The organism is Kitasatospora sp. NPDC088346 (assembly GCF_044740765.1).
Lineage (GTDB): Bacteria > Actinomycetota > Actinomycetes > Streptomycetales > Streptomycetaceae > Kitasatospora.
In genome coordinates, this window is record NZ_JBIURH010000001.1 from 541682 (window position 1) to 564073 (window position 22392).

The following is a 22392-nucleotide window of genomic DNA, read 5'->3' on the forward strand; positions in this document are numbered from 1 at the left end:
CGTGCGGCAGGGCCTACAGTGGAGCCGTTCGGCCCGCCACTGTCCAAGGAGCCCACCCGTGTACCCGACGCGTCCCCGCAGTGCCCTGCGTACCGCCGTGGTCTGGGAGGTGGTGAGGGCGGCCCTGGAGCGCCGGGCCGCGGAGCTGGACCAGCCGGTGCTGGACGTCCTCGACACGGGCGGCGGTACGGGCAACTTCGCCGTGCCGGTGGCCCGGCTCGGCCACCGGGTGACCGTGGTCGACCCGAGCCCCGACGCGCTGTTCGCGCTGGAGCGCCGGGCCGCCGAGGCCGACGTCACCGGGCTGGTCCGGGCCGTCCAGGGCGACACCCAGACCCTCCCCGACCTGGTCGAGCGCGGCAGCGTGGACGCGGTGCTCTGCCACGGCGTCCTGGAGGTGGTGGACGACCCGGCGGAGGCCCTCGGCAGCCTGGCCGGGACGCTGCGCAAGGGCGGCCTGGTCAGCCTGCTGGCCGCCAACCGCAACGGCGCGGTGCTGGCCCGCGCGCTGGCCGGCCACTTCGGCGAGGCCCGGACGGTGCTGGGCGCCGCGGACGGGCGGTGGGGCGCGGGGGACCCGATGCCGCGCCGCTTCACCGGCGAGGAGCTCACCGAGCTGGCCGTCGCCGCCGGCCTGCGGGTCGCCTCGGTCCACGGCGTACGGGTCTTCGCGGACCTCGTCCCCGGGGTCCTGGTCGACACCGAGCCGGGCGCCGTGGAGGCACTGCTGAAGCTGGAGCAGGCCGCCGCCGAGGAGCCCGCGTTCCACGCCGTGGCGGCCCAGCTGCACCTGCTCGCCGAGCTCGCCTGAGGCCCCGTCCGCCCTCCCGGACGACGCCCCGCCGCCTGCCGTCACCCGCCCGTCGAACCCGCGTCAGCCGGGTGTCAGCCCGGCGTCAGCGGGCCGTCACCGGGGGTCGCTCGACCGTGGGCCGTGGGGCGGGCGCAGGTCAGCGGGGTGATTCCGAGGAGTCGGGCACTTGTCCCCGTCCTGCTGCGTTGGGCAGCGTACGGGCACACTGCCGAAGTGGCCCGAGCCACGCTGGATTGACCACGCCGAAGCAGGCCGCTGGACCGTATGATCTGGGTAAAGCCGGAAAGCATGACACCCAGACCCTTGGGGCATATGGACCACACAGGGCCGAGCCAGGGGTGGCGGACCGGTCGCCCCGCGACCGACGAGTAGGAGGACTCCGTGCCGCTCTCGGAGCACGAGCAGCGACTGCTCGAGCAGATGGAGCGAGCGCTGTACGCCGAAGATCCCAAGTTCGCGTCAGCGCTTGAGGGAACCGGGCTGCGCACCTACACCCGTCGGAGGGTCTATCTGGCCGCCGCAGGGTTCGTGGCGGGCATCGCTCTGCTGATGGGCGGCATGGTCGCTCAGCTCATCTGGGTGAGTGTGGTCGGGTTTCTGGTGATGCTGGGTTGTGCAGTCCTCGCCGTCACCGCCTGGAGGCGGGGCCCGGTCGGGCCCGGCACGGGCCCGAGGACAGCCTCCACACCACGCCGCAAGGCCGGTGTGATGGATCGTATGGAGCAGCGCTGGCAGCGCCGCCGGGAGGAGCACGACGGCCTGTAGACCAGGGCCGTGGTGCGGTGAGTCCGGGCGGGTCGCCGGCAGGACCGGAGCAGGAAACCGCGAGGGCGGGCAGTCGGCCGACTGCCCGCCCTCGCGGTTTCCACCGGCCCGGTCAGCCGCGCCGGAACGGCTTGGTGACGGCGGACCGCACGGCGGCGAACACCCGGGCCGTCCGCTCCCGGGCCGCCTGCCGCAGGACCATGACCCGGTCGGCGGCCCGCCACCAGACCCGGGCCAGCGAGGCCGGCAGCAGCACGGCGCGGATCCGGCCCAGCCGGCCGGTCCGGGCCAGCATGCCTTCCCGGGCGGCGCGCACGTCAGGGCCGAGGGGGGCCGTCGCGGCCCCGCTGCGGGCGTACATCACCTGCTCGGTGGCGAGCGCCACCCGGCCGGCGGCCGCGGCCGACTCGGCGTCCAGTTCGGCGCTCTCGGCCAGCCGCTGCACGGCGCTGCGCGGGGTGCGGGCGTCGTCCGGCGGGATGCCGAGGTCCCAGGCCGAGTCGATCAGCTCCTGCCAGGCGGCCAGCACCTGGTCGTCGGTCAGCTGGACCCGGTCCGGCCCACCGCGGTGGCGGCCGACGCCCAGCCGGCGGCGCCGGATCCTGGTCCGCCACAGCATCGGCGTGACCAGCAGGGCCAGCAGCAGCACGATCAGGGCGCCCGAAGCCAGGACGGGGGTGCTGGTCCACCAGGCGTCCTGGCCGGCGCCGAGCGCGGCGTCCTTGGGCCCGCCGCCGCACTCGCCGATCCGGCGCAGCTTCGGGTCGCAGGACTCCCCGCCGGACGGCGACGGCGCGGAGCTCGCCCCGGTCGGGTCCGCGGTGGGCTGCGTGGTCGGCGCGGTCGTCGCGGGGGCGCTGGTGTCCCGGGTGTAGACCGGGGCCGAGCCGCGGGACGGGGTGGGCTCGAACCTGGTCCAGCCGGAGCCGGGGAAGTACAGCTCGGGCCAGGCGTGGTAGTCCAGGCTGCGGACCTGCCGATTGTTGCCGCCCAGGGCCTGGCCCGGGGTGAAGCCGATGGCCACCCGGGCGGGGATGTTCAGCGAGCGGGCCATCGCGGCCATGGTGGCCGCGAAGTGGACGCAGAAGCCCTCCTTGTCGGCCAGGAACTTCTTGATCGCGTCCGTCCCGGTGCCCGCGTCGATCTTGGTGTTGTACTTGAACAGCGGGCTGGTGAACCAGGTCTGCAGCGCGAGCGCCCGGTCGTAGGCGTTGGTCTTGCCGGCCGTGACCTGCAGCGCCGTCGCCTTGACCTCCTGCGGCAGGTTGTCCGGGAGCGCCAGGTACTTCGAGCTGATCTCCTTCGGCGCCGGCCCGGCCGTCCTCAGCTGCTCGGCGGTGGGCTGCACGTCCAGGCTGGTGACCTGGTACGACAGGCCGTTGGTCTTCTGACCGTTGTCGCCCGTCACCATCCGGGTGATCGGGTCGAACCGCCAGCGGCCCTTCACCTCGACCGTGGTGGCCGGGTAGGGCAGCGGGAGCCACTCGCTGCTGAGGTTCTCGGTGGCCTTGACGGTGGTGTGCACGGCGCTCGGGCTGGCGCCGGCGGACAGGCCGTCCGGCTGGGGGAGGACCGGCGGCAGCGCGGTCGGCTCCTGGTCGCCGAACGTCCACTCCACGCCGTCGAACTCGTCCAGCGCGGCGACCCGCAGGTACATCTCGTCGGAGTGGGCCCCGTCGGAGGTGTAGTCCAGCAGGATCGTGTTGTCGGTGTTGCGCAGCGCGGAGGTCAGCGCGACCACCGGGCTGAGCGACTTGAGGCCGCCGCCGCCCGGGCCGAGGCCGGCGCCCGCGCCGCCGTTGCCGAAGCCGCCGATCAGGCCGGCGCCCATGTGCGGGACGAAGACCGGCAGCACCAGGGCGACGGCCAGCGCGACCACGCCCGCCTGCCGGCCGCCGTGGGCCACGGTGGCCGCGCCGGAGCGGCCGGTGCCGTGGAAGACCCGGCCCCAGCGGGAGATGCGGTCCTGGCCCTCGATGTGCAGCAGCGCCAGGTAGCCGCCGCCGGCCAGCAGAAACCACAGCCAGGCGGCCGTGCCGTCGCCGGCCAGGCCGGTGCCGACCGAGTACAGGGCGAGCAGCGGCAGCCCGGCCGCCGCGGCCCGGCGGTAGGTCACCGCGAGCGCGTCGACCAGCACCGCGATCAGTGCGACCGAGCCGACCACGATGAGCCGCAGGCCGGCCGTGGCGGGCGCCGGGATGGAGTACTCCTGGATGTCGGAGCCGCCGCTCGCCAGCAGGCCGCCGAGCGCGTCCAGGGCGCGCGGCCCGGGCAGCAGGCCGGCGGCCATCGAGGACTGCACGAAGCCGAGCATGACGAGGTACACCACGCCCAGCAGTTGCAGCGGGACGATCAGTATCCGCGGGGTCGGCAGCCGCCGCAGGCCCGCGCCGATCGCCGCGGTGGCCGTGATCAGCAGGACGGAGTGGGCCGCCCAGCCGTTGGGCCGGAGCAGGGGCAGCAGGCTGCACATCACGAGCGTGCTCGCCAGCGCGGCGAACACGGTCAGTTTGGCGCGGGTGGTCACGTGCCCACCTCGTCTCGGTAGGGGGAGGAGCCGCCGGTACGGCCGGAGCCCTCGGTGCGGTCGGCCATCCGCCACAGCTGGGGGACGGAGTCGCCGGCGCGCACCGGCAGGACCGTCCAGCCGGCCAGGCGCAGCCGCTTGGTCTGCTCCTCCTGCCCGGCGTCGGGGGTGTCCGGCATCAGCATCCGCAGGCCGGACCAGGTCGCGGTGTCGATCAGGAAGACCACCGCGCCCGCGGTCCGGCGGCGCAGCCGGCTCAGCCGGGTGATCTGTTCCTCGTCCAGGGAGCCGACGATCGCGACCAGCAGGCCCTCGCCGCCCAGCCGCAGCGCCTCCTCGGCGCGGGAGAACCCGCCGCCGTCGGAGTACTCGACCACGGCGAGCGCGTCCAGCAGCAGGCCGGTGGCCTCGCCGACGGTGCTGACCCCGATGCCGGGCTCGGGCACCGCGGAACCGGTGTCGGTGAGCAGCCGGGTCTGGTAGCCGCGCTCGGCCAGGTGGACCCCGACCGAGGCGGCGCAGCTGACCGCCCACTCGAAGGAGGACGCCGGGCCGCTGCCGCGATGGCCGATCTCCCGGGTGTCGAGCAGCACGGTGGCCCTGGCCTTGAGCGGTTGCTCCTCGCGCCGGACCATCAGCTCGCCGTACCGGGCGGTGGACTTCCAGTGCACCCGGCGCAGGTCGTCGCCGTGCCGGTACTCGCGGGGGATCACGTCGTCGTCGCCGGCCAGGGCCAGGGCGTGGGAGCTGCTCTCGCCCCGGCCGGACCACTCGCCGGGCAGCCGGACCGGCGGCAGGGCCTGTACCTGCGGCACGACGGTCAGCACGTCGGAGGCGGCGAAGGCGCGGGTCAGTTCGCACATCCCGAACGGGTCGGAGAGCCGGAGCTGGAGCGGGCCGAGCGGGTAGCGCCCGCGCAGGTCGGAGCGGACCCGGTAGGAGACCTCCCGGAAGCCGCGCGGTTCGACCCGGTCCAGCACGAAGCGCGGGCGCGGCCCGAGCACGTACGGGACCTTGTCCTCCAGCAGCAGCAGGCCGGTGGGCACCCGGGAGACGTTGTCCAGCCGCAGGTGCACCCGGGCCTCCTGGCCGGCGGCGGCCCGGTGCGGGCTGAGCCGGCGGCCGCTGGCCACCCGGTAGCGGGTGCGCAGCAGCAGGACGGCGGAGGCCAGTGGCAGCGCGGCGAGCAGGACGCCGATCTGGAACAGCGCGTCCTGGCCGAAGACCAGTGCGCACAGTGCGGCGGTGACCCCGGCGGCCAGGAAGGACCGGCCCCGGGTGGTCATGCCGCGCAGGCCCGCCCGCAGTCCTGAGGGGTTGTCCGGACCGGCCACGTCAGCGGCCCTGCGGACGCGGGATGGGGAGCCGCGCCACCAGGTCGAGCACCACCTGCTCGGCGGTGCGCCGGCTCAGCTGGGTCTCGGCGGTGGGCAGCAGGCGGTGGGCGAGCACCGGGACGGCCAGTGCCTGGATGTCGTCCGGGAGCACGTAGTCCCGGCCGTCCAGGGCGGCGGCCGCGCGGGCGGCCCGGACCAGGTGCAGGGTGGCCCGGGGGGAGGCGCCCAGGCGCAGCTCGGGTGAGGTGCGGGTGGCGCCGACCAGGTCGACGGCGTAGCGGCGGACCGGCTCGGAGACGTAGACCGTGCGGACCAGGTCGACCAGCTTGAGGATGTCGTGGGCGTGCGCGACGGGCTGCAGGTCGTCCAGCGGGTTGGCGCCGCCGTGCAGGTCGAGCATGGCGAACTCGGCGTCCGGGCTCGGGTAGCCGATCGAGATCCGGGCCATGAAGCGGTCGCGCTGGGCCTCGGGGAGGGGGTAGGTGCCCTCCATCTCCACCGGGTTCTGGGTGGCGATCACCATGAACGGCGAGGGCAGCTCGTAGCTGGTGCCGTCGATGGTGACCTGGCGCTCCTCCATGGACTCCAGGAGCGCGGACTGGGTCTTGGGCGAGGCGCGGTTGATCTCGTCGCCGACCACGATCTGGGCGAAGATCGCACCGGGGCGGAACTCGAAGTCGCGCTGGTGCTGGTCGAAGACGTTGGTGCCGGTCACGTCGGACGGCAGCAGGTCGGGGGTGAACTGGATGCGGCGCACGGTGCAGTCCACCGACCGGGCCAGCGCCTTGGCCAGCATGGTCTTCCCGACGCCGGGCACGTCCTCCAGCAGCAGGTGGCCCTCGGCCAGCAGGACGGTCAGCGCGACCCGGACGGCGTCCGGCTTGCCCTCGATCACGCTCTCCACGGAGTTGCGGATCCGCCCGGCCACCGCGGCCAGCTCCGCAAGGCCCGCCGGTTCGCGGTGCCCGTCGGGGCTCGCCGAGTGCGATGTCCCCGTTGCGCTCTGCCCGTTGTAGGTCGTCACCCGTTGCTCCCAATGGCCATTCATACGCCGGGGCCTCGTCACGGCCCGGCCCACCCCGATGACACGCTCCGGACGTCGGGCGGTTCCGGTGGGGACCGCGCGGCCGTCGGGCTCGTGGCCGGACCGCCCCAGGTGGTTCGGGGTCCGGTCCGCAGGCGCATTCTCCCTCGCGGACCCGGCCGAAGTCACCCTCCCCCCTCGCCCGCGGCCCGCCGGCCGGGACCGGCGGGGCGACAAGCGTGCACTGTCCCGGTTCGTCCCCGGAACGGTCGGCGACCCGGACGTCACCGGCCGGGTCGCGAGGGGTGGGGAGGCGATGCGGGGCAGGTCAGCTCTCGACCTCGCGGAGCAGGCCGGTGTGCACGTCGAAGACGAAGCCGCGCACGTCGTCGGTGTGCAGCAGGAACGGCGAGGTGCGCACGCGCTGCATCGACTGCCGGACGTCGCCGTCCAGGTCGACGAAGGACTCCACCGCCCACTGCGGGCGCTGGCCGACCTCCAGCTCCAGTTCCCGGCGGAAGTCCTCGGTCAGGCCGAGCAGCCCGCAGCCGGTGTGGTGGATCAGGGCGATCGAGCGGGTGCCCAGCGCCCGCTGGCTGATGGTGAGCGAGCGGATGGTGTCGTCGGTGACGACTCCGCCGGCGTTGCGGATGATGTGGGCGTCGCCCAGTTCCAGTCCGAGTGCGGCGAACAGGTCGAGCCGGGCGTCCATGCAGGCGACCACGGCGACCTGCTGCACCGGTCGGGCGTCCATCCCGCCGTCGCGGAAGTCGACGGCGTAGGCGCGGTTGGCCTCGACGAAGCGGTCGATGACGGGCAGCGTGGGAGTGGCAGCGGCGGTCGGCGCGGGCCGGTCGGGGGTCACTGTCATGAGGATGACGGTAATAGGATTTCCTTCTCCGCGGCAGCGGTGATCAGGCCTTGATTCCCCGCTGTGACGGAGCCCATAGCGGAGCGCGACGCGCCCGTGGACCGGTATCCGCCGGATTGCGGTGATCTGTCCCGGCGTGGGCGGCAGCCGTGCGCCCCCGGACCGGACCGCCCGTCCGCCCGTCGCGACCTGCGGGAATCCATACCTCCGGCCGGGTGGCACGCCGCCCGGGACCGTTGACTGCGCCCGGCCCCGCGATAGGCTGGCCGCGCGATGGAGCACAGTCCGTACAGATCGTCAACTGTGCCCCGTCAGCCGGTCGCTGCGGCCCGTACGCCGCCCGCGGCCTCCACCCGCTCCCGGCCTCCCGGCACACCTTCCCCGGTGCCTGGCGGCCCCTCCTTCCCCAGGCGAGCGGGCGGGGACCGCGGGCGGCGTACGGCCGGTGCGGCCCGGTGGGCCAGAATGGGAGCAGCCGTCCGGCCCCGGGCGGCCGCACCGAGGAAGGGCGCCACCGCGCAATGACGAACGACGCTCCGGCACCCAAGCACGTCCCGGTGATGCTGCAGCGCTGCGTGGACGCGCTGGCACCGGCCATCGCCGCCCCCGGCGCGGTCGTGGTGGACGCCACCCTCGGCCTCGGCGGCCACAGCGAGGCGCTGCTCACCCAGTTCCCCGAGGTCAGGCTGGTCGCCGTCGACCGCGACCCGGCCGCCCTCAAGCTCTCCGGCGAGCGCCTCGCCCCCTTCGGCGAGCGGGCGACCCTGGTGCACGCCGTGTACGACGAGATCCCGCAGGTGCTGGCCGACCTGGGGATCCCCGAGGTCCAGGGCGTCCTGTTCGACCTGGGCGTCTCCTCGATGCAGCTGGACGAGGCCGAGCGCGGCTTCGCGTACGCCCAGGACGCACCGCTGGACATGCGGATGGACCAGACCCGCGGGCTGAGCGCCGCGGAGGTGCTGAACACCTACAGCCACGGTCAGCTCGCCCGGATCCTCAAGGTCTACGGCGAGGAGCGGTTCGCCGGGAAGATCGCTTCGGTGATCCTCCGCGAGCGCGAGAAGGAACCGTTCACCAACAGCGCGCGTCTGGTCGAGTTGGTACGCAACGCCATCCCCGCCGCCACCCGGCGCACCGGCGGCAACCCGGCGAAGCGCACCTTCCAGGCCCTGCGGATCGAGGTCAACGGCGAGCTGGAGGTGCTGGACCGGGCCATCCCCGGCGCCCTGGACTCGCTGGCCGTCGGCGGCCGGATCGTCGTGATGTCCTACCAGTCCCTGGAGGACCGCCTGGTGAAGCAGTACCTGACCGCGGGGGCCACCAACACGGCCCCGCCCGGTCTGCCGATCATCCCCGAGGAGCACCAGCCCTGGCTGAAGCTCCTCACCCGGGGGGCCGAACTGGCCACCGAGCAGGAGATCGAGGAGAACCGGCGCGCCGCACCCGTACGGCTGCGGGTGGCGGAGAGGATCAGGGACAACCGGGGCTGACCCGCCGGAGCGGCCCCGCGGGCCCGTCGCGAGCCCGAGGGCGCCGCCGGCGCCGAGGCGGAGGGCGCCCGGAGGCGAGCGAGGACGACACAGAGGGAGAGCAGCGGTGCCGGTGGCCGACGGTGGGCGGGCCAGGGGGAGTGGTCGGCTCCCGGGGCAGGGCGGCAGGGCGCGGATCACCGTGCGCCCCGGTGCGCGCCAGGCCCGGGGGCGCACGCCGTTCGCCGTGCTGGTGGTGGCGCTGCTCTCGGCCGGACTGCTCGGGCTGCTGACGCTCAACACCGCGCTCAACGAGAGCTCCTTCGAACTCGCCCGGCTGAAGCGGCAGACCACCGAACTGACGGACCAGAAGCAGTCGCTCCAGCACCAGATCGACCAGTACTCCGCGCCCGACGCGCTGGAGCGGCGCGCCCTCGAACTGGGCATGGTGCCCGGCGGCGACCCGGCCTTCCTCCAGGACGACGGCAAGGTGCTCGGCAAGCCGGCGCAGGCCCAGGACGCGCCACCGGTGAAGCGTTCCGGCACCGGCCTGTGGCAGCAGCCCGAGCCCAGCCCGCAGCAACCCGCCCAGCCGTCGCCGCAGCCCTCCGGCCCGTCCGTGCCGCCGGCCGCCGCCGACGGCGGGGTCGAGATCGCCCCGCTGCCGCCCGCCGGCCAGGGCGCCACCCCGTCAGCCCCGGCCGGAGGTACGCCGCGATGAGCACGCCCCGTCAGCCGTCCCGAGGCTCCGGCGAGCGCCGCCCGCCCCGGCCCGCCCGCCCCGGCGAGCAGCGTGCCCGCACCCCCCGGCCGCGCCCGGCCGACCAGCGCCGCCCGCCCACCCGCCGCCCGCCCGTGCGGCGCCCCGCCGCCCGCGCCCAGTCGCGCCCGATCCGGCTCGCCGACCCGCGCCGCCGGCTGCGCCTGGTGACCGTCGCGCTGGCGCTGGTCTTCACCGTCTTCGCGGGCCGCCTGGTCCAGCTGCAACTCCTCGACTCGGACGCGCTGGCGGCGGCCGCCAGCGCCAACAAGTACATGAAGATCGAACTGCCCGCCGAGCGCGGCTCGATAACGGCCGCCGACGGCACGGTGCTCGCCACCACCGTGGACGCCTACGACATCGTCGGGGACCCGACGCTGCTCACGCCCGGCGCACTGCACCTGGCGGACGCCCCCGAGCAGGCGGCCGCGCTGCTCGCGCCGATCCTCGGCCAGTCGAAGGAGAAGATCGCCGCCGCCCTGCACCTGAACCAGAAGAACCCGAAGAGCCAGTACGCGCCGCTGGCCTTCCGGCAGACCCCGGAGGTGAAGAACCGGATCAGCGAGCTGAAGGCCGGCCTGGGCCGGCAGACCGACACCGCGGCCTGCCGCGGCCAGCGGCTGCTGCTCGGCAAGCCCGCCGAGCAGGGCGGCCGGCAGTTCCTCGACCTGGCCTGCGTCAACCCGCTGACCGGGATCGCCAGCACGGAGAGCACCCGCCGGGTCTACCCCGCCGAGGGGCTGGCCGCCAACCTGGTCGGTTTCGTCAACGCCGAGGGCGTCGGCACCGGCGGCCTGGAGCTCCAGTACCAGCGGGACCTGTCCGGCACTCCTGGCCGGACCACCTACGCCTCGGCCGGCGGCCGGATGGTGGCCACCGCGGGCGGCAGCCGGCAGGACCCGGTGTCCGGCCAGGACCTGCGCCTCACCCTGCACCCGGACATCCAGTGGGCGGCCCAGCGGGCCATCACCGACCAGGTGTCCAACGCGGGGGCGGAGAAGGGCTACGTGATCGTGCAGGACGTGAAGACCGGTCAGGTGCTCGCGATGGCCACCTCACCCGGCTTCAACCCCAACGACCTCGCGGCCGCCAAGTCCGAGCAGCTGGGCAACGCGGCGCTCCAGGACGCGTACGAGCCGGGCTCCACCGCCAAGCTGATGACGATGGCGGCGGTCCTGGACACCGGCAAGGCGACCTGGGACACCAGGGTCACCGTGCCCAACACCCTGCAGCGCTCCGACCGGGTCTTCCACGACGACGTGGACCACGAGACCTGGAACCTGACCCTCGCCGGGGTGCTCGCGAAGTCGTCCAACATCGGCACCATCGAGGCGGCCGAGACGCTCGGCGCCGACCAGGGGGAGTCCAACAAGGTGCTGGCCGGCTACCTGGACCGGTTCGGCATCGGCAAGCCCACCGGGCTGGGCTTCCCCGGCGAGACCAAGGGCATCCTGGCCAAGCCGGAGGACTGGAAGGGCTCGCAGCAGTACACCATCCCGTTCGGCCAGGGCCTGTCGGTCAACGCGTTGCAGGCCACGTCGGTGTTCTCCACCATCGCCAACGGCGGGGTGCGGGTCGCGCCGAGCCTGCTGATGGGGACCACCGGGCCGGACGGCCGGTACACCGCGGCCCCGGCCGGGGCCACCTCCCGGGTGGTGAGCGAGCAGACCGCCAAGACCCTGACCGAGATGCTGGAGTCGGTGGTGACCGACGAGCAGGGCACCGGCACCAAGGCGGCCATCCCCGGCTACCGGGTCGCCGGCAAGACCGGCACCGCCAACCGGGTGGACCCGAAGACCGGCAAGTACTCCGGCTACACCGCCTCCTTCATCGGCTTCGCCCCGGCCGACCAGCCCCGGGTGACCGTGTCCTGCGTGATCCAGAACCCGGTCAACGGCCACTTCGGCGGCCAGCTCTGCGGGCCGGTCTTCAAGCAGGTGATGGAGTTCACCCTGAAGTCCCTGCAGGTACCGCCGAGCGGCAGCGACGCACCCAACCTGCCCGTCGAGTGGAAGCCCTGATGAACAGCACCCCGGACCAGAGCAGTGGCACCCCGTCCCCCGTGGGTACCGGAACGACCGGCACCCACGGGTCGGACCCGCGCCGTACCACCCCCCGTTTTGGCTCTGGGGGTACTTCGGCCGATAGCCTTCGCGCCGTGCCGAAACCCGATCAAATCTCCGCGAGCCCGCCCCGTCCCACCGAGGAGGCGGCGATGCCGTTCGCCGAGGTCGCCCGACTGCTGGGCCTGGAGCCCGTCGACGGGCCGCAGGTCACGGGCATCACCCACGACTCCCGGGCGGTGCGCCCCGGCGACGTGTACGTCGCCTTCCCGGGCGCCAACCACCACGGCGCGGCCTTCGCCGCCGCCGCGGTGGCCGCCGGCGCGGCGGCCGTGCTGACCGACGCCGCCGGGGCCGAGCTGGCCGCCGACTGCGGCGCCCCGCTGCTGGTGGTGGAGAGCCCGCGGGCGTCCATGGGCGAGCTGGCGGCGGCGGTCTACGGCCGGCCGAGCGAGCGGCTGCTGATGATCGGGCTGACCGGCACCAACGGCAAGACCACCACCTCCTACCTGGTCGAGGGCGGTCTGCGCGGGGCCGGGCAGCTGCCCGGCGTGATCGGCACCGTGGAGATGCGGGTCGGCGACGAGCGGATCAAGAGCGAGCGCACCACCCCGGAGTCCACCGACCTGCACGGCGTCCTCGCGGTGATGCGCGAGCGCGGCGCGGACGCGGTGGTGATGGAGGTCTCCAGCCACGCCCTGGTCTTCGGCCGGGTCGACGGCGTGGTCTACGACGTGGCGCTGTTCAACAACCTCACGCCCGAGCACCTGGACTTCCACCCGGACATGGAGGACTACTACCGGGCCAAGGCCCGGCTCTTCCAGCAGGACAAGGCCCGCCGCGGGGTGGCCAACCTGGACGACGCCTACGGGCGCCGGCTGGCCGCCGAGGCGCCGATCCCGATGTCGACGTTCTCCGCGCTGGGCGACCCGGAGGCCGACTGGCGGGCGCTGGACGTCCAGCTCGGCCCGGCCGGCTCCGCCTTCAAGGTGGCCGGCCCGGACGGCGCCCTCGCGGACGCCTCGGTGCCGCTGCCCGGCCCGTTCAACGTGGCGAACGCGCTCGGCGCGATCGCCACCCTGGTCACCGCGGGCGTCCCGCTGGCCGCGGCGGTGGCCGGCGTGGCCGCCGTCCCGGGGGTGCCCGGCCGGCTGGAGCGGGTGGACGCCGGTCAGCCGTACGTGGCCGTGGTCGACTACGCGCACAAGCCGGACGCCCTGAAGGCGGTGCTGGAGTCGCTGCGCGAGGTGACCAAGGGCCGACTGCACGTGGTGGTCGGCTGCGGCGGCGACCGTGACCCGTACAAGCGCGGACCGATGGGCGCGATCGCCGCCCGGCTGGCCGACACCGCCGTGCTGACCAGCGACAACCCGCGCTCCGAGGACGAGCTGGCGATCCTGGTCGCGATGCTGACCGGCGCCGCCGGGGTGCCGGAGGCCGAGCGCGGCGAGGTGCTGGTGGTGCCCGACCGGGCCGCCGCGATCGCCCGGGCGGTGGCCCACGCGCACGCCGGGGACACCGTCCTGGTGGCCGGCAAGGGCCACGAACTGGGCCAGTACGTCCGGGGCGAGGTCCGCCCCTTCGACGACCGGCAGGTACTGCGCGAGGCCATCGAGCGCAGCCCGGCCGAGCGAGCAAGCCGAGGAGCTGAGCAGTCGTGATCGCACTCACCCTGGCCGAGGCGGCCGCCGCGGTCGGCGGCACCCTGGACGGCGCGGACCCGCAGGCGCGGATCACCGGGGCCGTGGTGGTCGACTCCCGGCTGGTCGAGGACGGCGGCCTGTTCGCAGCCGTGCTCGGCGAGCACGTGGACGGTCACGACTACGCCGAGCGCGCGATCGCGGACGGCGCCGTCGCGGTGCTGGCCAGCCGGCCGGTGGGCGTGCCGGCGATCCTGGTGGACGACGTCGTCCAGGCGCTCGGCCGGCTCGCCCGGGGCGTCGTGGAACGGGCCCGGGACACCGCGTTCGTGGCGCTGACCGGCTCCGCCGGCAAGACCTCCACCAAGGACCTGATCGGCCAGCTGCTCCAGCGCCGCGGCGAGACGGTCTTCCCGCCCGGCTCGTTCAACAACGAGATCGGCATGCCGCTGACCGCGCTGCGGATCACCGGATCCACCCGGCACCTGGTGCTGGAGATGGGCGCCCGTGGCAAGGGCCACATCGACTACCTGACCGGCATCGTGCCGCCCACCGTCGGCGTGGTGCTCAACGTCGGCACCGCGCACGTCGGCGAGTTCGGCTCCAAGCAGGCCATCGCCGAGGCGAAGGGCGAGCTGGTCGAGGCGCTGACCAGCGACGGCGTCGCGATCCTGAACGCCGACGACCCGCTGGTGCGGGCGATGGCCGAGCGCACCAAGGCCCGGGTGGTGCTCTTCGGCGAGAGCCGGGACGCCGAGATCCGGGCGGAGGGCGTTCGCCTGGACGACACCGGACGGCCATCGTTCACGCTTGTCACCCCGGCCGGTTCCGCAGCCGTGAAGCTGCGCCTGTACGGTGAGCACCACGTCTCGAACGCCCTCGCCGCCGCAGCGGTGGCGGTGGAGCTCGAGATGCCCGTCGACGACGCCGCCGAAGCCCTCAGCGAGGCGGGCGCGCTGTCCCGCTGGCGCATGGAGGTCGTCGACCGGGCCGATGGTGTCACCGTCGTCAACGACGCCTACAACGCGAACCCCGACTCGATGCGGGCCGCGCTGCGGGCACTCGCGACGATGGCGGGCCGGGGCCCGGAGCGCCGCCGTACCTGGGCGGTGCTCGGAGAGATGCGGGAGCTCGGCGAGGAGAGCCTCGACGAGCACGACGCCATCGGGCGGCTCGCGGTCCGACTCGACGTCACCAAGCTGGTGGCGGTCGGCGGACGCGAGGCGGCCTGCATGGAACTGGGCGCGAGGAACGAAGGTTCGTGGGGTGAGGAGTCGGTGCTGGTGTCCGACGCGGACGCGGCGGTCGAACTGCTGCGCAGTCAGCTTCAGCCGGGGGACGTGGTGCTGGTGAAGGCCTCCCGTTCGGTCGGCCTGGAGAAGGTCGCCGAGGCGCTGCTCTCGGACGGAGCCGCCCGATGAAGCAGATCCTCTTCTCGGGCATGATCGGCCTGGTGCTGTCCCTGCTCGGCACCCCGGCGCTGATCAAGCTGCTGGCCAAGCACGGGTACGGCCAGTACATCCGCGACGACGGCCCCAAGGCCCACCACAGCAAGCGCGGCACCCCCACGATGGGCGGCATCGCCTTCATCCTGGCGACGCTGATCGCCTACGCGGCGACCAAGGCGATAACGGGCGAGTCGCCCACGGTGTCCGGCCTGCTGGTGCTGTTCCTGACCACGGGTCTGGGCCTGGTCGGCTTCCTGGACGACTACATCAAGGTGGTCAAGCGCCGCTCGCTCGGCCTGCGGGCCAAGGCGAAGCTGGCCGGCCAGTCCCTGGTGGGTCTCGCCTTCGCCATCCTGGCACTGCAGTTCGGCGACAGCCGCGGTCTCACCCCGGCCTCCCAGCACCTGTCGTTCGTGCGCGACTTCGGCTGGTCGGTCGGCCCGGTGCTGTTCGTGATCTTCGCCTACTTCATGATCGCCGCGATGTCGAACGGCGTGAACCTGACGGACGGTCTGGACGGCCTGGCCACCGGCGCCTCGGTGATGGTCTTCGGTGCGTACACCTTCATCGGCGTCTGGCAGTACAGCCAGAGCTGCGCCTACGCGATCACCGCGACGGCCCAGTGCTACGACGTCCGCGACCCGCTGGACCTGGCCATCGTCGCGGCCGCGCTGATGGGCTCCTGCTTCGGCTTCCTGTGGTGGAACACCTCGCCGGCCAAGATCTTCATGGGGGACACCGGCTCGCTCGCCCTCGGCGGCGCGCTGGCCGGCCTGGCGATCTGCTCCCGCACCGAGCTGCTGCTCGCCCTGCTGGGCGGCCTCTTCGTGGTCATCACCCTCTCGGTGATCATCCAGGTCGGCTCGTTCCGGATGACCGGCAAGCGGGTCTTCAAGATGGCTCCGCTCCAGCACCACTTCGAACTCAAGGGCTGGAGCGAGGTGCTGATCGTGGTCCGGTTCTGGATCATCCAGGGCCTGTGCGTCGCGGTCGGCCTCGGTCTTTTCTACGCAGGATGGGTAGCCGGATGACCCCCAACCCCGAGTGGCCGGGCCTGCCGGTCGTGGTGGCCGGCCTGGGCCTCTCCGGGATCAGCGCCGCCCGGGTGCTGCACGGCCTGGGCGCCCGCGTCACCGTGGTGGACGGCGGCGACGGCGAGGCCCAGCGGGCCAGGGCCGCCGAACTGGAGGCGGCGGGCATCGCCGTCCGGCTCGGCGACGGCGAGACCCTCCCCGAGGGCACCCGCCTGATCGTCACCTCGCCCGGCTGGCCCCCGAGCAGCCCGCTGTTCACCGAGGCCGCGCTCGTCGAGGTCCCGGTCTGGGGCGACGTCGAGCTGGCCTGGCGGCTGCGCCGCCCGCTGCCGGAGACCGGCGAGCCGGCCCCCTGGCTGGCGATCACCGGCACCAACGGCAAGACCACCACCGTCCGGATGCTCGCCTCGATCCTCACCGCGGCCGGCCGCCGCACCGCCGCCGTCGGCAACGTCGGCGTCTCGGTGCTGGACGCCGTACTCGCCGAGGAGCCGTACGACGTGCTCGCGGTCGAACTCTCCAGCTACCAGCTGCACTGGGCGCCCAGCCTGCGGCCGCACTCGGCGGCCGTGCTCAACCTGGCCCCGGACCACCTCGACTGGCACGGCACCATGGAGGCGTACGCCGCCGACAAGGGCCGGATCTACGAGGGCAACCAGGTCGCCTGCGTCTACAACCTCGCCGACCCGGTCACCGAGGAACTGGTCCGCGGCGCCGACGTCGAGGAGGGCTGCCGGGCGATCGGCTTCGGACTCGGCGCTCCCGGCCCGTCGCAGTTCGGCGTGGTCGACGGGATCCTGGTCGACCGGGCCTTCGTCCCGGAGCGGCAGAAGAACGCCGCCGAGATCGGCGCGGTCGAGGACGTCCACCCGCCGGCCCCCCACAACATCGCCAACGCCCTGGCGGCGGCCGCCCTGGCCCGCGCCTACGGCGTGGACTCCAAGGCCGTCCGGGACGGCCTGCGGGCCTTCCGCCCGGACGCGCACCGGATCGCCGAGGTCGCGGTGGTCGGCGAGGTCGCCTACGTCGACGACTCCAAGGCCACCAACACCCATGCCGCCGCCGCCTCGCTGGCGGCGTACCGGCCGGTGGTGTGGATCGCCGGCGGCCTGGCCAAGGGCGCGACCTTCGACGAGCTGGTGGTCGGCGCGGCGTCCCGGCTGCGGGCCGCCGTGCTGATCGGTCAGGACCGCGGGCTGATCCGGGAGGCGCTGGCGCGACACGCGCCGGATGTGCCGGTGATCGAGGCGGCCGAGGGCCAGACTGGCGCGGTGGCGATGGCCGAGGCGGTTCGAACGGCGGCCGGCCTCGCGCAGCCCGGCGACACCGTCCTGCTCGCCCCGGCCTGCGCGTCGATGGACATGTTCACCGACTACGGCCAGCGCGGCGACCTGTTCGCCGAGGCCGTCCGGGAGCTGGAGAAGTAGCGGCGGCAACGCAGCACGGCGGGTCGACGGACGCGCCGGCGCCGCGGCCCCGCGCCCACCCCGGCCCGCACGGACCGGGCGGGGCGCGGGGCCGCCGCGCCGGACAGGACGAGGGTGGGGGCACGTGGCGGGCGACGGCAAGGCGGGGACCACGGCACCACCCGAGCGGGCCTCACCGCTCAAGCTGATCTCGGCGACCACGACCACCTTCAAGTCGGCCGGGCCGGTCGCCCGGGCCCGCGCCTTCCGGGCGCGCTTCCGGTACACCCTGGACCGGCCCCTGACGCCGTACTACCTGATCCTGGGCTCCGCCCTGCTGCTGGTCGTGCTCGGCCTGGTGATGGTGTTCTCCGCCTCGCAGAACGTGGTGACCGACAACCACCTGCCGATGACGTTCTTCTTCCGCAAGCAGCTGGTCGCCCTGCTGCTCGGCGCGGCGCTCGCCCTGCTGCTGGCCCGGGCCCCGGTGAAGGGCCTGCGGGCACTCGCCTACCCGGTGCTGTTCGGGGTGCTGGCGGGCCTGGCGCTGGTCGCCGTCCCCGGGATCGGCACCCAGGTCAACGGCAACCGGAACTGGATCAGCCTCGGCTTCTTCCAGATCCAGCCCTCGGAGTTCGCCAAGCTGGCCCTGGTGCTGTGGGGCGCCGACCTGCTGGCACGCAAGCAGAAGACCCACATGCTCGACCAGTGGAAGCACCTGCTGGTGCCGCTGGTGCCGGGCACCGTGCTGCTGATGCTGCTGATCATGATCGGTGGCGACATGGGCACCACCATGGTCCTGGTCGGCATGCTCTTCGGCCTGCTCTGGATGGTCGGCGCCCCGATGCGGCTGTTCGCCGCGACCCTCGGCATCGCCGTGGTCGCCTGCACCGCCCTGATCATCACCGTGCCGCACCGCCTGGACCGGCTCGGCTGCGTCGGCGTCACCAAACCCGACCCGAACCTGAACTGCTTCCAGGCACTGCACGGCCTGTACGCCTTCGCGGCCGGTGGCCCGTTCGGCTCCGGGCTGGGTGCCGGCGTCGAGAAGTGGGGCCAGCTGCCGGAGGCGCACACCGACTTCATCTTCGCCGCGACCGGCGAGGAACTCGGCCTGGTGGGGACGCTGTCGGTACTCGGCCTGTTCGCGGCACTAGGGTATGCGGGTATCCGTGTGGCTCTCGGCACCAAGGACCCGTTCGTCCGGTACGCCGCGGGAGCGGCCACCACGTGGATCATGGCGCAGGCCGTGGTCAACCTGGGGTCGGCCCTGGGACTCCTGCCCATCGCGGGCGTCCCGCTCCCGCTGTTCTCGTACGGCGGCTCCGCCATGCTGTCGGCCATGTGCGCCATCGGCGTGCTGCTCTGCTTCGCACGCAGCTCCCCGGGGGCGAAGGCGGCCCTGGCCGCCCGGAGCTCGAACTCCCGGGTCAGGCCCGTCCTGGCCCGGGTGCTGCCACGACGACGGACCACAGCGCGCAAGGCCTCCCGGCCGCCGCGCAGGGAGCGGTGAATTTCGGTGCATGTCGTACTCGCCGGCGGCGGGACCGCCGGCCACATCGAGCCGGCCATGGCCCTCGCGGACGCGCTCCGCAGGCACGACCCGTCGATCGGGATCACCGCGCTCGGCACCGAGCGCGGCCTGGAGACCCGGCTGGTCCCCGAACGGGGCTACCAGCTGGAGCTGATCCCGGCCGTCCCGCTGCCCCGCAAGCCCACCCCCGAGCTGATCACCGTCCCGGGCCGGCTGCGCGGCACCGTACGGGCCGCCCAGGAGATCATCGAGCGGGTCAAGGCGGACGCCGTGGTGGGCTTCGGCGGCTACGTCGCCATGCCCGCCTACCTGGCGGCCAAGCGGGCCGGTGTGCCGATCGTGGTGCACGAGGCCAACGCCCGCCCCGGCCTGGCCAACAAGATCGGCGCCCGGTACAGCGACTTCGTCGCCGTCTCCACGCCCGACTCCAAGCTGCGCGACTCCCGCTACATCGGCATCCCGCTGCGCCGCACCATCGCCACCCTGGACCGCAACGCGGTCCGCCCGGAGGCCCGGCACTACTTCGGGCTCGATCAGCGGCTGCCCACCCTGCTGGTCTCCGGCGGCTCCCAGGGCGCGCGCCGGCTGAACGAGACCGTCCAGGCGATCGCGCCCCGGCTCCAGCAGTACGGGGTGCAGATCCTGCACGCGGTCGGCCCGAAGAACGAGCTTCCGCACATCGACGACATCCCCGGGATGCCGCCGTACCGGGCCGTGCCGTACGTGGACCGGATGGACCTCGCGTACGCCGCCGCCGACCTGATGCTCTGCCGGGCCGGCGCGATGACCGTCGCCGAGCTGGCCGCCGTCGGCCTGCCGGCCGCCTTCGTGCCGTTGCCGATCGGCAACGGCGAGCAGCGGCTGAACGCCCAGCCGATGGTCAAGGCGGGCGGCGGCCTGCTGGTCGACGACGCCGAGCTGACCCCGGACTGGGTGCTGCAGAACGTCCTGCCGGTGCTCACCGACCCGCGCAGGCTGTGGGACATGAGCCGGGCCGCCGCCGAGTTCGGCCGCCGGGACGCGGACGACCTGCTGGTCGGGATGGTGTACGAGGCGATCGACGCCGCCCGGGGTGGCCGCCGACGTGGCTGACGCCTCGGTCCTCGACGACCCGCCCCCGGCCTCCGGCCGGGGGTACCGCCACGAGGACGAGGAGGACGGGGAGGAGCGTGCTCCCCGGCTCCGGCTCTCCCGGCGGGGCGTCGTGGTGCTGGGCGTGCTGGCCGCCCTGGTGGCCGGCACGCTCGGCTGGCTGGTCTTCCTCTCCTCGGAGCTGGAGGTGCGCACGGTCGCCGTCCAGGGCCTGGAGAGCGGGCACCTGAGCGAGGACGAGGTACGGCGGGCGGTCGGGGCCGAGCAGGGCCGTCCGCTGGCCCGGGTGGACCTCGCCGCGGTGGAGCGGCGGGTCGGCGCGGTGCCCAGGGTGGCCGGCGTCGAGGTGTGGCGCGGCTGGCCGCACACCCTGCGGGTGAAGGTGACGGAGCGCCGGGCGGTGGCCGCGATCCACACCGAGGGCGGCCGGTTCGTCCAGGTCGACGCCGGGGGGCGGGAGTTCGCGGACGAACCGCAACCCCCGGGCGGGGTCCCGGTGGTGGAGCTCCAGCTCAGTGCGCAGGCGAACGACGCGCTGGGCGTGATCGACCGCCCGGCCCTGGTGCGGGCGGCCGTCACCGTCGCGGCGGGTCTGCCGCCGGAGGTCGCGAAGCGGGCCGGCGCCGTCCAGGTGCACTCCTGGGACGACATCCGGCTCCAGCTGCGGGACGGGGTGACGGTGCGCTGGGGGAGCGCCGAGCGGACCGCGCGCAAGGCGGTGGTGCTGACCGCGCTGCTCGGCCGGAAGGCGGCGAATTATGACGTGAGTGCGCCGGACGCACCAGCTGTGTCGGGATGATCCGGTAAGTTCTGTGCCTGAGGGCGGTATTGACGGGGCTCCGGCTCCGGTCCGACTCTTGGTGGTCACCCCGGTTTCACCGAGGGGTCGATGATCACATAGGCTCAAAAGAAAAAAGGGAAGCTCGGCGTGTTCGTTGAACACGTACCGTCCCGCAACCTACTGTCCTGTTCACCAGGCTGTGTCGGACAGTGATGTGACACAGGAACAGCAGTAACCCTAAACCTCAAGTTCAGGGTTCGGGTCGGCGGTCGGCATTTCGGACAATCCGTTCGAAAGCGCGCTCCCCACCCATCGACATCCGTCGGCCTTCACCAACGCGGGGAGCCGACCCGGAAATTCGAGGCGAGAGGCCTTCGACGTGGCAGCACCCCAGAACTACCTCGCGGTCATCAAGGTTGTCGGAATCGGCGGCGGTGGCGTCAACGCCATCAACCGGATGATCGAGGTCGGGCTCAAGGGCGTCGAGTTCATCGCGATCAACACCGATGCGCAGGCCCTCCTCATGAGTGACGCCGACGTGAAACTCGATGTGGGCCGTGAACTCACCCGGGGCCTCGGCGCCGGCGCCAACCCCGACGTCGGCCGCAAGGCCGCCGAGGACCACCGCGAGGAGATCGAGGAGGTCCTCAAGGGGGCCGACATGGTCTTCGTGACCGCCGGCGAGGGCGGCGGCACCGGCACCGGCGGCGCGCCCGTCGTGGCCAACATCGCCCGCTCGCTCGGCGCGCTGACCATCGGCGTGGTCACCCGCCCCTTCACCTTCGAGGGCCGCCGCCGGGCCAACCAGGCCGAGGACGGCATCGCCTCGCTGCGCGAGCAGGTCGACACCCTCATCGTGATCCCCAACGACCGGCTGCTGTCCATCTCGGACCGCCAGGTCAGCGTGCTGGACGCGTTCCGCTCCGCCGACCAGGTGCTGCTCTCGGGCGTCCAGGGCATCACCGACCTGATCACCACCCCGGGCCTGATCAACCTGGACTTCGCCGACGTCAAGTCGGTCATGTCCGACGCGGGCTCGGCGCTGATGGGCATCGGCTCGGCCCGCGGCGAGGACCGCGCCAAGGCCGCGGCCGTGATGGCGATCTCCTCGCCGCTGCTGGAGGCGTCCATCGACGGCGCCCGCGGCGTGCTGCTCTCCATCTCGGGCGGCTCCGACCTCGGCCTGTTCGAGATCAACGAGGCGGCCCAGCTGGTCAGCGAGGCGGCACACCCCGAGGCGAACATCATCTTCGGCGCCGTGATCGACGACGCGCTCGGCGACGAGGTCCGGGTCACCGTGATCGCGGCCGGCTTCGACGGCGGGCAGCCGCCGGCGATCGTCCGTGAGCCGGTGGTGAAGTCCGGCTCGACCGCCGCCCCGGCGAGCACCCCCGAGCGCCCGGCCACCCGCCCGTCCTACGGGACGATCGGCTCGGTGACGGCCCGTCCGGAGGAGGCCGCCCGCACCGAGGCGCCGGCCCCCGCCACCACGACCGCCCCGCCGGTGCCGCCGCAGGTGCAGCCCGTCCGGCAGCCGTACGTCGAGAGTCCGGCCGAGGAGCTGGACGTGCCCGACTTCCTCAAGTAGGCAAAGCCCGGAGTGCTCGGGCCGACACTTCGTCACGGTGCTCACCGCGCCCCCGCCACCCGGTGGGAGCGGGGTGGGCACCGTGGTGTGTGGGGGGGCCGGGGCCCGGCCCGGGCGGGCCGGCGGCGTCGGCGCACCGGACACCCGTCGGGTCCGCCAGTGTGGCGACGGTGTCGGACCAACACATGATCACCGAATTGGTGCGATCATCTGTCTGCATTCCTGAGCCGGTCGATCAC

General features: G+C 73.6%; 17 protein-coding genes. 13 read left to right on the plus strand and 4 right to left on the minus strand.

What is annotated here, in order from left to right; translation table 11 throughout:
• The first annotated feature begins 58 nt into the window (after positions 1-58).
• Together ACIOFR_RS02435 and ACIOFR_RS02440 are read left to right on the plus strand one after the other, a co-directional pair.
• Positions 59-811 carry a methyltransferase domain-containing protein gene (locus tag ACIOFR_RS02435; protein ID WP_400991754.1) on the plus strand — a complete coding sequence of 251 codons (753 nt, stop codon included), beginning with the start codon at positions 59-61 and terminating at the stop codon, positions 809-811.
• Positions 812-1195: 384 nt separating this feature from the next.
• Positions 1196-1579, plus strand: a complete 384-nt coding sequence (locus tag ACIOFR_RS02440; RefSeq protein WP_400991755.1) for a DUF3040 domain-containing protein — start codon at positions 1196-1198, stop codon at positions 1577-1579.
• A 112-nt stretch (positions 1580-1691) separates the two neighbouring features.
• Here ACIOFR_RS02440 and ACIOFR_RS02445 read toward each other — a convergent pair whose 3' ends face one another.
• The 4 genes from ACIOFR_RS02445 to ACIOFR_RS02460 all read right to left on the minus strand — a co-directional run bounded on the left by ACIOFR_RS02445 (position 1692) and on the right by ACIOFR_RS02460 (position 7338).
• Entirely contained in the window at positions 1692-4106 is a 2415-nt protein-coding gene (locus tag ACIOFR_RS02445; protein ID WP_400991756.1) for a transglutaminaseTgpA domain-containing protein, read from the minus strand.
• Positions 4103-5392, minus strand: coding sequence for a DUF58 domain-containing protein (locus tag ACIOFR_RS02450; protein ID WP_400992129.1), 1290 nt, complete (start codon positions 5390-5392; stop codon positions 4103-4105). The genes ACIOFR_RS02445 and ACIOFR_RS02450 overlap by 4 nt, the downstream gene beginning before the upstream one ends.
• 49 nt (positions 5393-5441) lie before the next feature.
• Entirely contained in the window at positions 5442-6467 is a 1026-nt protein-coding gene (locus ACIOFR_RS02455; protein WP_400991758.1) for an AAA family ATPase, read from the minus strand.
• A gap of 328 nt (positions 6468-6795) precedes the next feature.
• Positions 6796-7338 carry a beta-class carbonic anhydrase gene (locus ACIOFR_RS02460; RefSeq protein WP_400991760.1) on the minus strand — a complete coding sequence of 181 codons (543 nt, stop codon included), beginning with the start codon at positions 7336-7338 and terminating at the stop codon, positions 6796-6798.
• Positions 7339-7859: 521 nt separating this feature from the next.
• Between ACIOFR_RS02460 and rsmH the strand changes: the two genes are divergently transcribed.
• From rsmH to ftsZ, 11 genes are all read left to right on the plus strand, one after another.
• On the plus strand, positions 7860-8828 hold the full coding sequence (gene rsmH / locus ACIOFR_RS02465) for a 16S rRNA (cytosine(1402)-N(4))-methyltransferase RsmH (protein ID WP_400991761.1): 969 nt from the start codon (positions 7860-7862) through the stop codon (positions 8826-8828).
• A gap of 181 nt (positions 8829-9009) precedes the next feature.
• A complete protein-coding gene (locus ACIOFR_RS02470; RefSeq protein ID WP_400991762.1) occupies positions 9010-9528 on the plus strand; it encodes a cell division protein FtsL in 519 nt (172 codons plus the stop codon).
• Entirely contained in the window at positions 9525-11588 is a 2064-nt protein-coding gene (locus ACIOFR_RS02475; RefSeq protein ID WP_400991763.1) for a peptidoglycan D,D-transpeptidase FtsI family protein, read from the plus strand. Before ACIOFR_RS02470 ends, ACIOFR_RS02475 begins: the two co-directional genes overlap by 4 nt.
• A 194-nt stretch (positions 11589-11782) precedes the next feature.
• Positions 11783-13291, plus strand: a complete 1509-nt coding sequence (locus ACIOFR_RS02480) for a UDP-N-acetylmuramoyl-L-alanyl-D-glutamate--2,6-diaminopimelate ligase (RefSeq protein WP_400991765.1) — start codon at positions 11783-11785, stop codon at positions 13289-13291.
• The gene (gene murF, locus ACIOFR_RS02485; protein WP_400991767.1) at positions 13288-14691 is read left to right on the plus strand and encodes a UDP-N-acetylmuramoyl-tripeptide--D-alanyl-D-alanine ligase; all 1404 of its coding nucleotides are present in this window, start codon (positions 13288-13290) and stop codon (positions 14689-14691) included. The genes ACIOFR_RS02480 and murF overlap by 4 nt, the downstream gene beginning before the upstream one ends.
• On the plus strand, positions 14688-15749 hold the full coding sequence (gene mraY / locus ACIOFR_RS02490; RefSeq protein WP_400991768.1) for a phospho-N-acetylmuramoyl-pentapeptide-transferase: 1062 nt from the start codon (positions 14688-14690) through the stop codon (positions 15747-15749). The genes murF and mraY overlap by 4 nt, the downstream gene beginning before the upstream one ends.
• Positions 15746-17179 (plus strand): UDP-N-acetylmuramoyl-L-alanine--D-glutamate ligase, encoded by a 1434-nt coding sequence (murD, locus tag ACIOFR_RS02495; RefSeq protein WP_400991770.1) that lies wholly within the window; start codon positions 15746-15748, stop codon positions 17177-17179. The genes mraY and murD overlap by 4 nt, the downstream gene beginning before the upstream one ends.
• 187 nt (positions 17180-17366) lie before the next feature.
• A complete protein-coding gene (ftsW, locus tag ACIOFR_RS02500) occupies positions 17367-18671 on the plus strand; it encodes a putative lipid II flippase FtsW (RefSeq protein ID WP_400992131.1) in 1305 nt (434 codons plus the stop codon).
• 6 nt (positions 18672-18677) lie between these two features.
• Positions 18678-19784, plus strand: coding sequence for an undecaprenyldiphospho-muramoylpentapeptide beta-N-acetylglucosaminyltransferase (gene murG / locus ACIOFR_RS02505; RefSeq protein WP_371496532.1), 1107 nt, complete (start codon positions 18678-18680; stop codon positions 19782-19784).
• Positions 19777-20583, plus strand: a complete 807-nt coding sequence (locus ACIOFR_RS02510; protein WP_400991772.1) for a cell division protein FtsQ/DivIB — start codon at positions 19777-19779, stop codon at positions 20581-20583. Before murG ends, ACIOFR_RS02510 begins: the two co-directional genes overlap by 8 nt.
• A 361-nt stretch (positions 20584-20944) precedes the next feature.
• Positions 20945-22153: a cell division protein FtsZ gene (ftsZ, locus tag ACIOFR_RS02515; RefSeq protein ID WP_400991774.1), complete on the plus strand. Its 1209-nt coding sequence runs from the start codon at positions 20945-20947 to the stop codon at positions 22151-22153.
• The last annotated feature ends 239 nt before the right edge of the window (positions 22154-22392 follow it).